Origin of the sequence: Streptomyces sp. NPDC053493 (assembly GCF_044544825.1) — a bacterium.
In the GTDB taxonomy this organism is placed as follows: Bacteria; Actinomycetota; Actinomycetes; order Streptomycetales; family Streptomycetaceae; genus Streptomyces.
The window spans coordinates 164,205-179,157 of record NZ_JBITXS010000012.1 but is presented as its reverse complement, the minus strand read 5'-3'; the positions used below and the strand labels follow the sequence as shown (position 1 = coordinate 179,157).

General features: G+C 73.0%; 11 protein-coding genes and 1 riboswitch. Of the genes, 4 read left to right on the top strand and 7 right to left on the bottom strand.

The genetic code is table 11. The annotated features are described in order from the left end of the window. Positions 1 to 165 precede the first annotated feature (165 nt). The 3 genes from ACIGO8_RS28980 to ACIGO8_RS28970 form a co-directional block, all read right to left on the bottom strand. Complete coding sequence (locus ACIGO8_RS28980; protein ID WP_399736770.1) at positions 166 to 1,683, bottom strand: trypsin-like serine protease; 1,518 nt, start codon at positions 1,681 to 1,683, stop codon at positions 166 to 168. Between the two features lie 122 nt (positions 1,684 to 1,805). After that, complete coding sequence (locus ACIGO8_RS28975; protein ID WP_399736768.1) at positions 1,806 to 4,994, bottom strand: ALF repeat-containing protein; 3,189 nt, start codon at positions 4,992 to 4,994, stop codon at positions 1,806 to 1,808. A gap of 374 nt (positions 4,995 to 5,368) precedes the next feature. Beyond that, positions 5,369 to 5,737 (bottom strand): hypothetical protein, encoded by a 369-nt coding sequence (locus tag ACIGO8_RS28970; RefSeq protein ID WP_399736766.1) that lies wholly within the window; start codon positions 5,735 to 5,737, stop codon positions 5,369 to 5,371. Between the two features lie 478 nt (positions 5,738 to 6,215). Here ACIGO8_RS28970 and ACIGO8_RS28965 point away from each other — a divergent pair, with 478 nt between their 5' ends. Next, entirely contained in the window at positions 6,216 to 7,286 is a 1,071-nt protein-coding gene (locus ACIGO8_RS28965; RefSeq protein WP_399736764.1) for an AraC family transcriptional regulator ligand-binding domain-containing protein, read from the top strand. Between the two features lie 79 nt (positions 7,287 to 7,365). On the opposite strand, the gene ACIGO8_RS28960 is transcribed toward ACIGO8_RS28965, so the two are convergent. The 3 genes from ACIGO8_RS28960 to ACIGO8_RS28950 all read right to left on the bottom strand — a co-directional run bounded on the left by ACIGO8_RS28960 (position 7,366) and on the right by ACIGO8_RS28950 (position 10,950). Continuing rightward, positions 7,366 to 7,656, bottom strand: coding sequence for a hypothetical protein (locus ACIGO8_RS28960; protein ID WP_399736762.1), 291 nt, complete (start codon positions 7,654 to 7,656; stop codon positions 7,366 to 7,368). A 396-nt stretch (positions 7,657 to 8,052) separates the two neighbouring features. Beyond that, positions 8,053 to 9,576 (bottom strand): aldehyde dehydrogenase family protein, encoded by a 1,524-nt coding sequence (locus tag ACIGO8_RS28955; protein ID WP_399736761.1) that lies wholly within the window; start codon positions 9,574 to 9,576, stop codon positions 8,053 to 8,055. Between the two features lie 45 nt (positions 9,577 to 9,621). After that, positions 9,622 to 10,950 (bottom strand): GAF domain-containing protein, encoded by a 1,329-nt coding sequence (locus tag ACIGO8_RS28950; protein WP_399736760.1) that lies wholly within the window; start codon positions 10,948 to 10,950, stop codon positions 9,622 to 9,624. Between the two features lie 145 nt (positions 10,951 to 11,095). After that, a riboswitch (ZMP/ZTP riboswitch) is annotated at positions 11,096 to 11,202 on the top strand. Between the two features lie 29 nt (positions 11,203 to 11,231). Between ACIGO8_RS28950 and ACIGO8_RS28945 the strand changes: the two genes are divergently transcribed. Continuing rightward, the gene (locus ACIGO8_RS28945) at positions 11,232 to 12,098 is read left to right on the top strand and encodes a bifunctional 5,10-methylenetetrahydrofolate dehydrogenase/5,10-methenyltetrahydrofolate cyclohydrolase (protein ID WP_399736758.1); all 867 of its coding nucleotides are present in this window, start codon (positions 11,232 to 11,234) and stop codon (positions 12,096 to 12,098) included. A gap of 121 nt (positions 12,099 to 12,219) precedes the next feature. Next, complete coding sequence (locus tag ACIGO8_RS28940) at positions 12,220 to 13,038, top strand: hypothetical protein (protein WP_399736756.1); 819 nt, start codon at positions 12,220 to 12,222, stop codon at positions 13,036 to 13,038. A gap of 113 nt (positions 13,039 to 13,151) precedes the next feature. Here the strand turns inward: ACIGO8_RS28940 and ACIGO8_RS28935 are convergent, their stop codons facing one another. After that, positions 13,152 to 13,913, bottom strand: coding sequence for a maleylpyruvate isomerase family mycothiol-dependent enzyme (locus tag ACIGO8_RS28935; RefSeq protein ID WP_399736754.1), 762 nt, complete (start codon positions 13,911 to 13,913; stop codon positions 13,152 to 13,154). A gap of 62 nt (positions 13,914 to 13,975) precedes the next feature. Here ACIGO8_RS28935 and ACIGO8_RS28930 point away from each other — a divergent pair, with 62 nt between their 5' ends. After that, positions 13,976 to 14,908 (top strand): MerR family transcriptional regulator, encoded by a 933-nt coding sequence (locus ACIGO8_RS28930; protein WP_399736752.1) that lies wholly within the window; start codon positions 13,976 to 13,978, stop codon positions 14,906 to 14,908. Positions 14,909 to 14,953: the final 45 nt, after the last annotated feature.

The window sequence follows — 14,953 nt, the reverse complement described above, 5'->3', positions numbered from 1 at the left end:
ATGCGCGAGGGCATCATTTCTTCTCTCGGTGGGAGATCACTCCAGCGCCACCTGATCGGCCGCGCGATCAGGTGGCGCTGAACAGCCTTTTGGTACGGGGGAATTCCCTCAGCTGTCGTCGTCCGGCACGACGCGAGACGTCATCCGGATCCGAGCGGGAACGGGCTAGCTGATGGACTGGATGGTGCCCCAGCCGCCGCTGCCGACCTCGATGCTGGGGCCGTCGATCGGGCCGTGGATGTCGGCCCCGCCCTTGTAGAACTTCAGGGTGCCGTCGCCGGCGGTCGCCCACAGGTCAGCGACGCCGTTGCGGTCCGCGTCGGCGGCTCCGGCGACCAGCGGCCGGTTGGTGACGGTGTAGCCGCGGCCGAACTCGGTGCGGTCGCTGAACGTGCCGTTGGCCTGACCGAGGTAGCTGTAGAAGATGCCGTCGCGGGTGTCACGGGCGAGGAGATCGACGCGGCCGTCCTTGTCGGCGTCACCGGGAGCGGTCAGCGTCATGACGTTCCAGCCGCCGGTGCCGATGAGCAGCGGTGCGCTCACGGACGGGGTGGGCGCGCTGGTGCCGGCGTATCGGTACAGCTTGTCGTCGTAGGTGGCCAAGAGGTCCGGCTGGCCGTCGAGGGTGGTGTCGCCGATGGCGACGATGCGGGCGGTGGTGGGCAGCGAGCCGATCTTGATCGGTGCCGCGAGCGTGCCGTCGCCACGGTTGGGGTAGACGCGCAGCTCGCCGCCGACGACGGCAACGATGTCCTCCATGCCGTCACCGGTCCAGTCGCCGCGGTGGGTCACCGAGGCTCCGCCCCACCCTCCGGAGCCGATCTGGATCCGGGCGCCCAGCGCGCCGGTGCCGGTGCCCGGGTAGAGGAAGAGCTTCCCGGTGTCCTCGACCGCGACGAGATCGGGCTTGTTGTCGCCGTTCATGTCACCGGCGACGGGGGTGACGTTGCGGGTGATCCAGGTGCGTATGTCGTCGACGCGCGTGGCGACGGCGCCGGTACGGGTCTCGGTGGCGGGGGTGCCCAGGCAGCCGCCCTGCCAGGACCTGCTGGCGACCGCGACGAGCTCCTGGGTCTGGCCGTTGGTGCGCACGATCGGGCCACCGGCGTCGCCCTTGCAGATCGCGGCGTCGCCGTCCGACGTAAGGGCGATGTTCGCGGAGCTGTCACCAGTGGCGGTGAACGCTCCGGTGTGCAGGGTGTCGGGGACCCAGGTGGTCTTCGTCTGGCCGAAGCCGGCCGCCGTGACGGCCTGGCCGGACGTGACCGGGGCGGCGGCCAGGGCGAGGGGCTTCACGCCTGCCACGCCGGCGTTCAGCTTGACCAGGACGAGGTCGCGGTCAGGGTGCGGGACGAGCTCCACGGCGCTGCGCACGGCGCCGGTCGTGGTCTGGGCCAGGTTGGTGCGTCCGACGGTGACCGTGGTGGCGACGGCCGGCTTGCCGGCTGCGGGCTTGCCGTCGGCGGCGAAGCAGGAGGCCGCGGTCAGGACCCAGCGCTGGGAGACGAGCGTCCCGGTGCAGGCGCGCTCGGAGTCGCCTACGAGGATGCGGGTGGTGAAGTTGTAGGCCGCCGTGGCGTCGGGACCCTGCAAGGCCTGGGAAGGGGACGCGATGAGGCTCAGGCCGATGGCGCCGAAGGCGACGGCGGCGGAGACCTGGGCGCGTCTCGTGAACTGTGACATGTTTTCTCTCCGAAAGGATGCTGGGAGGGTTGAGCCAGGCCCGCGTTCAGGCGCGAGCAAGGGTCGGGGGGGCCCGACCGAGGCGGAGCCGGGAGCGCGAGCTCAGTGGCCGGCGCGCGGAGTCATCGGCGGACGAACTCGGTGAGGACCGGGGACACGACGTCTTCGAAGACCTCCCCGGCCTTCTTCGCGACGGACTTCACCGCCGGGGCGACGACTCCGCCACCTCCGCGGGTGAGGAGGTTGAGCGCGAATCCTCCGGCGGAGTTCAGGAACTCGCTGCTGGTGAAGCCGTACTCGATGCCGGTGGCGACGACGCTGATGCCGCCGGCCACGAGGGAGACGCCGGCGAGGACGGCGCCGATGGTGAGGGTGATCGGCGCGGCCGGGAGGAAGAGGGAGGCGACGCCGAAGCCGGCCGCGAGGAGCCCGGTGGCCGTGCCGACCTTTCCGGCGGTGTCAGCCCACCACTTCGCGTCCTCCCACCACTGCTCCTCCTCGGTCTGCGATCCGTTCGGATTGACCTGGTCGTTCTGAGGAGCGTCGGACGGGTTGGTCTGGGTGTCCCGGTCCCTCTTCGCCTGTTCGGCGGCCCGCGCCGCCGCTTCCGCGACCTCCTGGGCGCGCATGTTCAGCGCGATCTGCCGGGCCTGACTCGCCGCGTTGGCGGCTTCGTTGGCGTTCTGGCCCGCCGTCACGGCAGCGTTGTGCGCGCCGGCCGCCGAACCGCGGGCCTGCGCGGACGACGCCACCGCGCTGCGCGCGGCGTCGATGGCTCGGTTGGCGGAGTAGTTCGCCGCGCGGGAGGCGCCTCGTGCGGTGGTGGCGGCGGTCTTGGCCTTGGCCGCGGACGCCTGCGCGTCGGCGGCCGACTTGTCCGCGGCGTCGGCGTTGGCCTTGGCCTGGCCGGCGTAGGCGGAGGCATCCTGGCTCGCGGTGACGGCCTTCGCCGCCCATGTCTGGGCCTCCTGCCCGGCCTTGCGGGCATCCGCGGCGACCTCGGAGGCGAGGGCCGCGTCCCGCTGGGCCTCAAGCGCGACCTTGTAGGCGGCGGCTATGGCGCCCTTCATGGCCGACTGGTGGCTCAGGGAGTCGTGGTCGAGCTGAGCGGCCTTGTGCTGAAGGACGTCGACCAACACGCGCTTCATCCAGCCGGGCCCCTCCAGTGCGACCTCGGAGTAGGACCGGGTGTAGGGGCCGCCGGTGGTGAGCAGGTTGGTGGCAGTGACGGCGTCGTCCTCTCGCACCGCAGTTTCCAGCTCGGTGTCGAAGAACTTCTGCAGTGACTGCGGGGTGTTGGAGTTGAGGGCGTCGTTGCCTGCGCGGGCTACGGCCTTTCCCGGCTTGGCGTTCAGGATCCGGAAGATGTTGATTCGGTTCTCGGTCGCCCGGGCCCTCAGCACGCCGGACGTGTTGAAGTCGCCGACCGCCTGCGCACTGCCGTTGGCCAGCGCCGCGGCGGCCGCGGCGGCGACCGTGGGGTCGGAGACCTGGGCGATGTACAGGGCGGTCTCACGGTCGTCCTGTGCCTCGGCGAGCGAGCGGTCGAGGTCGATCCAGGAGCAGACGTCCCAGTCGCTGCCCGAGAGCGCGAACTGCGCCGCCTCACGGGTCCAGGTGCCCTTCGAGTCGAGCAGGGCGATGGCGGCCTTGCGGCCGAGCGTGGCGGCGAGGCTCATGTCGCTGCCGTTCAGTGCCTGCTCCGCCTGGCTGATCAGATCCCTGGTGGCCGCCTCCATCTGCTGCTGCTGGGCTCGCCTGCCCGCGGCGGCAGCCCGGTCAACGGCGTCCGCCCTGGCCAGCGCGGCAGCCTCCTCGACGGCCTGCTTCTTGTCCGCCTCCAGGTTCGCGAACTCGGCCTCGCGGGCCTTCTGCTCCACCTTCTCGGCGTCCATGACGGCCTTGGTGGCCGCGTCCGCCGCCTTCACCGCCTCAGCGGCGAAGGCGGTGGACTTGTTGGCGAAGTCGATGGCCTGTCCCGCGTACCTGACCGCGTCCTCGGCTGCTGCTGCTGCGTTCTCCGCGTGATCGGCCGCCGCGTTCGCGGCGTCACGTGAGGCGCGCGCCGACGCGGCGGCGGTGGTGGCCAGGCTCTGGGCCGCGACTGCGGCGTCGGTCGCCTGCTGAGCGGCGGTGCCGGCCAGCTGCGCCTGCTGCTTCGCCTCCGCTGCCTGCCCCTGAGCCGCGCCGGCCGCCGCGGCGGCCTGGGCGGAGGCGGAGGCGGCGGCGGCCGCGTTGCGAGCGGCCGCGGCGGCCGCCGCACCCGCGCTGGCCGACTGCTGGGAGGCGACGGCGGCCTGGTCCGCGGCCGCGGCGGAGTTGCGCGCCTGGGCGGCCGCGTTGCGGGCCGCCACCGCGGCGTTCTTGGCTTCGCCGCTCTTGGAGGCGTCCTTCGAGGCGGCGATGGCGGCGTTGTAGGCCCGGGAGGCGGCCGCTCCGGCGGTGGCCGCCGCCTGGGAGGCTGCGGTGGCCGCCGAGGAGGCACGGCGCGAGGCCTCGACCGCCGCGTTCGAGGAGCGGATCGCCGTCTTGGCGGCCGAGGCCGCACCTTGGGCGGCCGTGGCCGCCTTCGTCGCCGCGGCGGCGGACTTGGTGACGTTGTCCTTCGCGAGCGCGGCCTCGGCGGCAGCCGTGTCCGCCGCGGCCTTCGCCTTGGCCGCTGCTGTGACGGCCCGCTCCGACGCCTCGACGGCGAGATCGGTCTTGGCCTGGGCGCGCTGTGCCTCCCGCAGCACGACGGCGACGAGCTGCTCGATGGAGGCGGCCTCCTGGTCCCGGGCACGGGCGATGTGCTGGCCTGTGTCGAGGTACCACTGGATGTCGTCCGCGCTGCCGCTGAGGGCGCGGTTCGCGTACTTGGTCACTTCCGGTCCCGCGTTGACGAGGCTCGCCGTGACCTCGATGCGCATGTCCTCGAGACGCGCGGTGTACTGACCGGTCGCCAGGAACGTCTCCAGCGCGCTCTGTGTGCCGGTGTCGAGGGCGGCCGAGCCGTCGCGCTTGACAGCCTTTCCGCCGTTGCCGACCACCGCGAGCGCCGCGACACGGAGGTCTTCGGTGATCGCGGAGCGGTAGCCGGCCTGCACGAACGCGGCAATGGTCCCGTCGCCCCCGTCGAGTGCGGCCGAGGCATCGCGCCGGACAGCCTTTCCACCTCGGGCCAGGTAGGAGAACACGGCAACGCGATTGTCCTCCGCCGTCGTCTTGGGAAGCGTCTCGGCGAGGAAGACGGCGACGTCGTCGTCCGTGCCGCTCAGAGCCTGGCCCGCAGCGGCCCGGGTGGCCTTGCCGCCGAGCATGTAGGCCCGCACGGCCCGTGCGCGCGCAGTGCCGGGGAGGTCGAGTAAGCCACCGGTGTCGCCGGCAACGGCGGCCGCATGAGCCGCTGAACTGAGAAAGGCTGGAGTGGAAGCGGCGGCCGCTGTGGCTGTCACGACGGTGACGAAACGCCGACGACTCCAGAAGGTTGTCTGCACGAAAGCACCTTCGTTCGGTCGAATGGTCGGGATGCCGGAGGGGCTGGGCGCGCGAAGGCCGCGCACCGAAGGGCGAGGGCCTCGCTACCGCCGGCTGCCCGTCGAGGGCGAACCGGGCCGAGGGAACCGCCCGATGGGGCGCACCGGGCCGACCGAGCCGGCGAGGCGATGCCGAGCGGGCCGTCCGGCCCCACGCTGAGCGGTAGGTGCTACTTCTGCGTCCGGATCTCGACGAGCATGTACTCGCGCGCCTCCGGATCCGTCGTCTCTCCCACGGCCGTCCACTGGTTCGGAGTGACGGCGAACGACTTCTTCTCGGTGCCCACGGTCATGTCGACCGTGGCGTCGTAGGCGTTGCCCTTGACCCCGTAAACGGAGGGAATCTCCATCGTCAGGAAGCCGGAGTCGCCGGTCACCTTGAAGCAGACCGGCACGGCGTCCTCGGGGCGCCGCATGATCTGGAGGAGTCCCGACTCGCTCCCGCAGTCGGCGAGGGTGATGTGCCCGTCCCCCCGCTTCAGCACAATTCCCTTGTCCCGCAGGACGCTGTCCGCGTTCGGGTAGCGGAAATCCTCCACCGCGAACCCCGGAATCTCTTCCGCGGCAAGGGCGTTCGGCGCCCCGGCGGCCGGATTGGACAAGGCGGATACGAGGGCCGCCGCCCCCAGTGCCGCGACCCCGCCCAGCGTGGCGATTCTTCTCATCAGGCGCAATTCATGTCCTTTGCCTACCCAGACGTCCCCTCGGGAACGCTGTGAACCTAGTTAACATGTGCAGTCGATACGGATCGACTTAACAAGTGCTGTACCGAGGACCAGCAATCACCAAGCCCCCGCAACGCCTCATGCGGAGGACCACAGCGCAACGGCACCGCAGCCCAAGCCCACGAGGACGGACATGACGTTAGATCGCATCCCTCAGCTCACGAAGGGCCTCACGCGTCACCAACAGAGCCTGACGCGCCACAGCTCACCGGCCCGCCCCCGAGAGCAGGCGAGCCTCCGCGTCGGGGGCGTCCCACAGCACCACGGCACCACCCCGGCAGCCTTCACCCGCGTGAACATCGCGGCAGCCCGACGGATCGGAGTCACTCCCGCCAAGTACGCGGACCTGCTCGGCACGGCCCCCGCGCTTCTGGCGGGTGACCGCTACCGCACTCCGGCGTCCACCAACATCCGCCTCTGGGAACTCATGATCTTGCAGGCCCCGTGGCATGAAGCCGCGCTGCGCATGGCCCAGGAGAGCGCCCTGGGCAGTTTCGGGCTGTGGGACTACCTCGCCACCCAGGCGGCAACACCACTGGAAGGACTCCGCGACGCCGCCCGCTACCTTGCCGCTCTAGGAGACTCCGGCACCGAGACCCTCCATATAGAGGAGACCGAACGGCACGTCACCATCAGCCACGTCAACGCGGCCGACTTAAGCGACGAAGTCGCTTCCGCGATACGTGCCTACGCTCTGGGCCTGTTCCTGCAGCGGGTCCGCGAGACCGCTCGCCGCGCGATCACCCCCACCCGGGTCACCCTCGCCTCACGAGTTCCCCGGACTCATCAAGCCCTGGTAGAGCTGTACGGCACCCGCGCCATCGACTTCACCAGCCCCGTCAACTCCCTCACGTTCAAAGCCGCCGACCTCACCACACCCCAGCCCCATGCCCCCGGCCTGTCCGCACTCCTGCGAAGACACGCCGATCAGACCCTCAGCGACGCCATCCCCCTTCACACCTGGCTCGACATCTTCCGCACCGCACTCCGGGCCACACCGGACACGGAGATCCCCACCCTGCGCGCCACCGCCCAACGCATGTCCCTCAGCACCCGCACCCTCCAGCGCCGCCTGGGAGAACACCACACCACGTGGTCGGACGAACTCCAGGCCATGCGCAGCGAACGCGCCCTCCGTCTGCTCACCTCCACCGACATGACCCTCGGCTCCGTCGCCAGACACGCCGGCTACGCAGACCCCGGCGGGCTGCGCCGCGCTGTCCAGCGCTGGACCGGACAGCCCGTCGCAGCGCTCCGTGCGCACAGCGACGACGGCCACCCCACCGAACTTCCCTCGCCCAGCCCGGCTCCTGAACGAGGCAAGGACACCCGCCACCACGGCGGCCCCAAGGACCGCGGCTGACGTATGCGCACCTCACGGGCTTCCTCCAAGCCCGGACCCGGGGCTGCGGGCTGCTTCGGGGCGGGACGTCGCAGTCAGGTCACTCGGCCGGCAGGCGCGGGGTGCGCGGCGGCTCCGTGCGCCGGCTGCCGGTCTTCTCGAAGGCCGCGGCGAGCGACAGCAGGGCGTTGTCGTCGTAGGAGCGGCCCGCGAAGGTCAGGCCGACGGGCATGCCGGTGTCCGTCATGGTGCCCACGGGGACGGTCACGGTCGGGATGCCGAGGTGGCGGGGGACCAGGTTGCCGTTGGCGCGGGGCGTCTCCTCAAGCCCGCGCAGCCCCTGTTCGAGCAGTGGCATGTCGGTGAGGGAGGCGTACGGGTGCTCGCGCACGAAGCGGGGGCAGTCGCCGATCGTGTCGTCGAAGCCCTCGTCGAGCAGGGCGACGCCAGCCGCCGGCGCCTCGCGCTCGGGGCCGGCGCGAAGGGACGCATCGAAAGCCTCGTCTACGACGTGCGCACGGAGACCTCGCGCTACGAACAGTACGAAGGAGGGCCTGACCGACCTCCCCGTCAGGCTGGAGGCCCTGCTCTGAGCGCCGGCCGGGCTGTGGGGCGGTCCGCCAAGGCCCGGCCGGCGAGAGCACGGTCCTGGTCCGTGACCGGTCCGCAATCAGGCGCCCGAATGCACCGGGCATCGCTCTTGGTGGCCCGGCCACTACTGTGCGCGCCTATGGATAAGGCTACCGTCGGCTGGTAACGGCCAGCTCAGACGATGGACTTCACTGCTCTAGAAGAACCCGAGCTTCTTCGGCGAGTAGCTGACCAGAAGGTTCTTCGTCTGCTGGTAGTGGTCCAGCATCATCTTGTGGGTCTCACGGCCCACGCCCGACTGCTTGTAGCCGCCGAAGGCCGCGTGGGCCGGGTAGGCGTGGTAGCAGTTGGTCCAGACGCGGCCGGCCTGGAGGGCGCGGCCGGCGCGGTAGGCGGTGGTGGTGTCGCGGGTCCAGACGCCCGCGCCCAGGCCGTAGAGGGTGTCGTTGGCCGTGCGCATCGCGTCGTCGAAGCCGGCGAAGGAGGTGACGGCCACGACGGGGCCGAAGATCTCCTCCTGGAAGACCCGCATGCGGTTGTCGCCCTCGAAGACGGTCGGCTGGACGTAGTAACCGCCCGCCAGCTCACCGTCGTACTCGATGCGCTGACCGCCCGTCAGGATCTTGGCGCCCTCCTGCTGGCCGATCTCCAGGTAGGACACGATCTTCTTCAGCTGCTCCGCCGAGGCCTGGGCGCCGATCATCGTGCCGGTGTCCAGCGGGTGGCCGGGAACGATGCGTTCCGTACGAGCGATCGCCGCCTCCAGGAACGCGTGGTAGTGGCCGCGCTGGACCAGGGCGCGGGACGGGCAGGTGCAGACCTCGCCCTGGTTGAGGGCGAACATGGTGAAGCCCTCCAGCGCCTTGTCGAGGAAGTCGTCGTCCGCCGCCGACACGTCGTCGAAGAAGATGTTCGGGGACTTGCCGCCCAGTTCCAGTGTCACCGGCTTGAGGTTCTCCGCCGCGTAACCCATGATCAGCCGGCCCGTCGACGTCTCGCCCGTGAACGCGATCTTCGCGATCCGCGGGGAGGAGGCGAGCGGTTTGCCGGCCTCCTCGCCGAAGCCGTTGACGATGTTGACCACACCGGGCGGCAGCAGGTCGGCGACCAGGCTCAGCCAGTAGTGGACGGACACCGGCGTCTGCTCGGCCGGCTTGAGGACGACCGCGTTGCCCGCGGCGAGCGCCGGCGCCAGCTTCCAGACCGCCATCAGGATCGGGAAGTTCCACGGGATGATCTGGGCGACCACACCCAGCGGCTCGTGGAAGTGGTACGCGACGGTGTCGTCGTCGATCTGGCTGAGCGCGCCCTCCTGGGCCCGCAGCGCGCCCGCGAAGTAGCGGAAGTGGTCGATCGCGAGCGGGATGTCGGCCGCCAGCGTCTCGCGGACCGGCTTACCGTTCTCCCAGCTCTCGGCGACCGCCAGCGCCTCCAGATGCTGCTCCATCCGGTCCGCGATCCGCAGCAGGACCTGCGACCGCTCGGCCGGCGACGTGCGGCCCCAGGCGGGCGCCGCCGCGTGCGCCGCGTCCAGCGCGCGCTCCACGTCCTCGACGGTCCCGCGGGCCACCTCCGTGAACGGCCGCCCGTCGACCGGGCTCGGGTTCTCGAAGTACCGCCCGCGCGCCGGGGCGACGTACTCACCACCGATCCAGTGGTCGTAGCGGGCCGCGTACGACATCAGCGAACCCTCGGTCCCGGGTGCGGCGTAACGGGTCATGGGCATGTCCTCCCTCGGGCCGCGCCGGCCGTCCCTGGCCCGCGCTCACCGCCGATGGTGCGCGCCAGGACGTTGCAACCCCGTTGCGCCGCCGGACAGTTCGGCGTCGAGCGCGGCGAGCCGGGCCCGTACGGCCGGGGCCTCGGCCGCCGGAACAGCCGAGGCCAGCGCCCGCCACACCACCACGTCGTCCTCGCCCCACACGCTGTACGCCCAGTCGGCGAGCAGCCCCGGATCGCCCCGCTCCACCAGCGCCGCCCGCAGCCGCCCGGCGAGCCGCTCCCGCAGCCGTACGACCGCGGGCGCGCACGAACCGGGCAGCAGCGGACCCGCGTACTCCCCGAGCGCCGTCGCCAGCGCCCCCGAACCGACCCGCCGGTCCACCCTCGCGAAGTCCGCCTCCACGGCCAGGGTCAGCCGGTACGGGCGGGAGGCGAGCAGGTCCGGTCCGAGCGGCGTCGGCCCGAGCAGGCTCCGCAGCCGGGACAGCTCCGCCCGCAGCGTGACCGGAGTGACCGACTCGTCCTCGTACAGCAGGGTCAGCAGCTCGTCGCCGCCGACGCCGTCCGGCCGCTGCGCGAGGATCACCAGGATCTCGCTGTGCCGGCGGCTCAGCCGCAGCCGCCGCCCCGCGCCCAGATGCAGCAACGCCTCGTCCCGGCCGAGCGCCGTCAGCCGCGGCCGGCCGGCGGCCGGCGCGGGCGCCACCAGGGCGAGCTGCGACTCGGCGGCCCGCGCCACCGCCTGCACGAACGCCAGGCTGTGCGGATGTGCGAGCCCGTCCCCGCCGGTGATGTCCACCGCCCCGAGCAGCCGCCCGCTGTGCGGGTCGTGCACGGGCGCCGCGGCACAGGTCCAGGACCGCACCGGCAGCCGGAAGTGCTCCGCCGCGCACACCTGCACCGGGCGGTCGACGGCGAGGGCCGTGCCGGGCGCGTTCGTCCCGGCCGCCGCCTCCGACCAGCGCGCGCCGGCCACGAAGTTCATCCCGCGGGCCTTCCGCAGCGTCCCGGGATGCCCCTCCACCCACAGCATCCGGCCCGCGGCGTCGCAGACCGCGAGCAGATGCTCGCCGTCCCGCGCGTCGGCGCCCATCAGCTCCCGGATCACCGGCATCGCCGCCGCCAGCGGGTGCTCCTCCCGGTGCCCGGCCAGCTCCTCCTCGTCCAGCTCGACCGGCGCCGCGCCCTCCGGACTCACCCGCGCCCGTACGGAACGCCGCCAGGAGTCGGCGACCAGAGGACGGACCGCGGCCGGGCCGTCCGGCCGGGCCCCGCGCCGCCCGGCCCCGGCCCCGGAGCCGGTCCCACGCCCGGTCCCGCTCCTGGGTCCGGTGCCCGTGTCGGTGCCCGGCGCACGGCTGGCATCGCTCAACTCGGCCTCCCCGTCGAGGTCGTCCGTCCCGAGGACGTCATCGTGGTGCGCCCCCGATCCCGCCGACAAGCGCACGGACGCGCCCGCCCGCCCGTCCTGGCCGGTACCCGCCCCGCGTCCGGCCCGCACCCGTCACGTAGAGTGGAGCCCGGGCCGTGACTGGCGCTTGAGGTGGATCACCACCGGGGAGCGGCCCGGCGGACGCGCGTACCGCGCGCGACCGTGTCGCAGCCGTGCGCCTGGGCGATCCACCGTTCCTCCTCGACGCCCAGGAGTGGCCCATGTCCACCAGCACCGCACGCCTCATGGACGGCACCGCGCTCGCCCGCCGCACGGTCGAGGAGACCGCGGCCCGCGCCGCCGACATCACCCGCCGCACCGGCACCACTCCCTGTCTCGCGACCGTCCTCGTCGGCGCCGACCCGGCCTCCGTCACGTACGTGAAGATGAAGCAGAACCGCTGCGCGAAGGCCGGAATCCGGTCCCGGCACGTCGAGCTGCCCGCCGAGACGACCACCGAGGAGCTGGTCGCGGCGATCACCGCGCTCTCCGAGGACCCCGAGGTCCACGGCATCCTGCTCCAGCACCCGGTCGGACCGCACATCGACGAGCGCGCCGCCTTCGAGGCCATCGCCCCGGAGAAGGACGTCGACGGCGTCACCATGGCGTCCTTCGCCGCCATGGGCTTCGGCCTTCCCGGCTTCGTCTCCTGCACGCCCGGCGGCATCATGCGCCTGCTCGACGCCTACGACGTCGAAACGAGCGGCAAGCGGGCCGTGGTCGTCGGCCGCAGCGCCATCCTCGGCAAGCCGGCCGGCCTGCTCCTCCTGGGCCGCGACGCCACCGTCACCTACTGCCACTCCCGCACCACCGACCTGTCCGCCGCCGTCCGCGAGGCCGACATCCTCGTCGCCGCCGTCGGCAAGCCGCGGTTCATCAAGGGCGAGGACATCAAGCCCGGCGCCGTCGTCATCGACGCCGGCTACAACCCGGGCAACGTCGGCGACGTCGACTTCGACAGCGCCGCCGAGCGCGCCTCCCTCATCACTCCCGTCCCGGGCGGCGTCGGCCCGATGACCATCGCCGTCCTGCTCGCCCAGACCGTGGACGCCGCCGAGCGCCAGCTGGGTCTGGACCTGGGCCGGTAGTCATGGGGCGACCGGTACCGGGTCTCGTACGAGCCGCGGGATTGTCACGGTTCTGTACGAGCGGGTCCGAACTCACCGGTATCGCTCGCCACACGCGCGCGGACGGGTGAACCTGATTCCTATGCTCCGCCCGCCGACGGATTCCCCGTCCCGCGACGCCCGGCCACCGCGACGGCCGGGCGTCGTCGTCCTGCCGGTCTCCGCCTTCGCCGCGCTCGTCGCGCTGTCCGTCGCCCTCACCGTGGGCGGCGGCACCGACGGCGGCGACCCGCGCGCCACGCCCGCCCTCCCGGCCGCCGCCGGGTCCGACACGCCGACGCCGCCGGGCGCCGGGGCGGGTACGAACACGGGCGCGGGTACGGACGGCACGTCCGCCGGTACGCGGGGACAGCAGCCGTCGGCCCAGGGCGAGAGCCCCTCACCGCTGCCCACGCCCACCCGGGACCGCGGCCCGGCGCCCCGCACCGGCCGGGACCACACCGGCGGCGCCCCGTCCACCGGCACGCCCGGCGCCGGCACCGCCGGGCCCGGCACGACGAGCCCACGGCCGCGGACCACACCCACCACCCGCCGCACACCGGCGGCTCCCGCCGGCACGCCGTACGACAGGCTGCGCGTCGGCGACTGCTTCGACATCGACCGCGACGCGCCCGGCACCGTCGTCCGCCGGGCCTGCGACACGCCGCACGACGCCGAGGTAGTCGCCCGGCTGCGGCTCACCGGCTCCTTCGCCGACGACCGGGCGGTACGGGACGCGGCGGCGGCCCTGTGCCGGCCACGGCTGCGGGCCAAGGCGGCGGAGCAGCCGCTCGGCACCCGCTGGACGACCTTCGTCCAGTACCCGTACCGCACCAGCTTTCTGCTCGGCGACGACACGGTGACCTGCAGCCTCGCCGCGCCCTCGGCCACCGGCCGGCACCTCACCGCGCCGCTGCAGTGACGCGGCCGCCCCCGTGCGGTGCGCGAGACGCGCCGGAACCGGGCGGGACGGGCCGGACCCGGGCGGGGGACCGGAACAGGGCGGGACGGGTCGCGCCTGAGCGGACCCGGCGGCTAGAGCGCCGTGTGGGCCAGCCAGTGATCGAACAGCGCCCGATCGCCCGTCACCGTCACCCGTTCGTCGTGCGGCGGAACGCGCCGTGCGCACACCAGCATCAGGTCCGCCACCGCACCCGACACCACCACGTCGGCCCGGCCCGGCCCGCGTTCCCACCGCGGCCCGTCGGGCGTCCGCGTGATCAGCCAGCCCGGCCCGGCCGCCGGCCGGAGCGCGATCCGCTCGCCGCGGCCGCGCAGCCCGGCGACCTCCGGCTTCACCGTCTCGAACGCCGGCTCGGCCAGCAGGTCGAGACCCTCCTCGATCACCTCGGCCGCGAGGTCGTCGGCGATGGTGAACACCCTGCCCGTCGCGGCCGCCGCGTCGAAGTGGTGCACGCCGGTGTCGCTCAACATCCTGCGCAGCCAGAAGACCGCGGGCCGCGGCCCGAAGAACGTCTGGATCCCGGTCTCCGGCCCGGTCTCCCGGATCGCGCCGATCAGCTCCTCCACGCCATCGCGCAGCCATGCGGCCCACTCGTCCGGCGCGCCGGGATCGGCCTGCCACGGGTCGGGCACGGCCAGTTGCTCGCGCCGGCGCACGAGTTCGGCCGTCCAGCGGTGCTCCTGGCCGACGTGCGCCACGAGGGTCCGCAGCGGCCAGTCCGGGCAGGTGGGCACCGCGGTGCCGGGATCCCGTCCGGCGGCCGCGCGCGTGAACGCGGCGGTCTGCTCGCGCAGTCCCGCCACCAGCCGGGCGGTGTCCGGGGTCGACGTCATCTCCGAGGCTCCTCTCGCTCGTTCGCGGTTACGGTAGGAGCTCCAGTCCGGTGGAGGTTCAAGTGCCGTTGCGTGACGAGTCGCCGCTCGGGATCGGCGACCTGGCCCGGCTGACCGGCGTCCCGGTGCGCACCGTCCGCTTCTACTGCGACGAGGGCGTCCTCGACTGCGTCCGCAGCACGGGCGGGCACCGCAGGTTCGACCGGGCGGCCGTCGACCGCCTCGACCTGGTCCGACGGCTGCGCGGGCTCGGCCTCGGACTGACCGCCGTGCGGCAGGTGGTGGCCGGCGAACGCTCGCTGCCCGAGGCCGTCGCGGCGGAACGCGCGGCACTCGACGTACGGCTCGCCGAGCTGGCCTGGCGCCGGGCCTCGCTGCGGGCGGTCGAGGAGGCCGGGCCGGCCGAACGGGCCGCACGGCTGGAGCTGCTGGCGGCGGTGGCGGACGGCGCCGCCGCCCGGGACACGCTGATCGGTTTCTGGAAGCGGACGTTCGCCGCCCCGGTGTCCGACGCGATGTTCGCCTCCTTCGTGGCCATGGCCGTGCCCGAGCCGCCCGCCGACCCGACTCCGCCGCACGTCGTCGCCTTCGCCGAGCTGTTCGCCCTGGCGCGTGACCGCGAACTGATCCGTCTGCTACAAGCGATGGCGCGCGACAACGCCGAACTGGTCGTCGACGAGGACGCGTTGCTGGCCGGCATCGGTGAAGCGTGCACGCTCGCCGAGCCGTTCGTCCGGGCGGGCGAGGCGCCTCGCGCAGGCCCCGGACTCGACCGGTTCGTCGAGGCCCACGCCGTGGCGCGGCGCAGCCGCGACACGCCGGACTTCCGGCGCCGGCTGCTGTCCCACGTCGCCGCCGACCGCGATCCCAGGATGCGCCGCTACTGGCAGCTCGTGGCTCGCGCGGGTGGCGACCCCGTGACGCTCGGCGCGTCGCACCTGTGGCTGACGGACTCCCTCGCCCGTTCCGTACGCCCCGGCGCCACCGCTCCCTGACGGCGCGGGGACGGCAGGGGCTCGCTCCGGCGGGCCCCGGGCCGT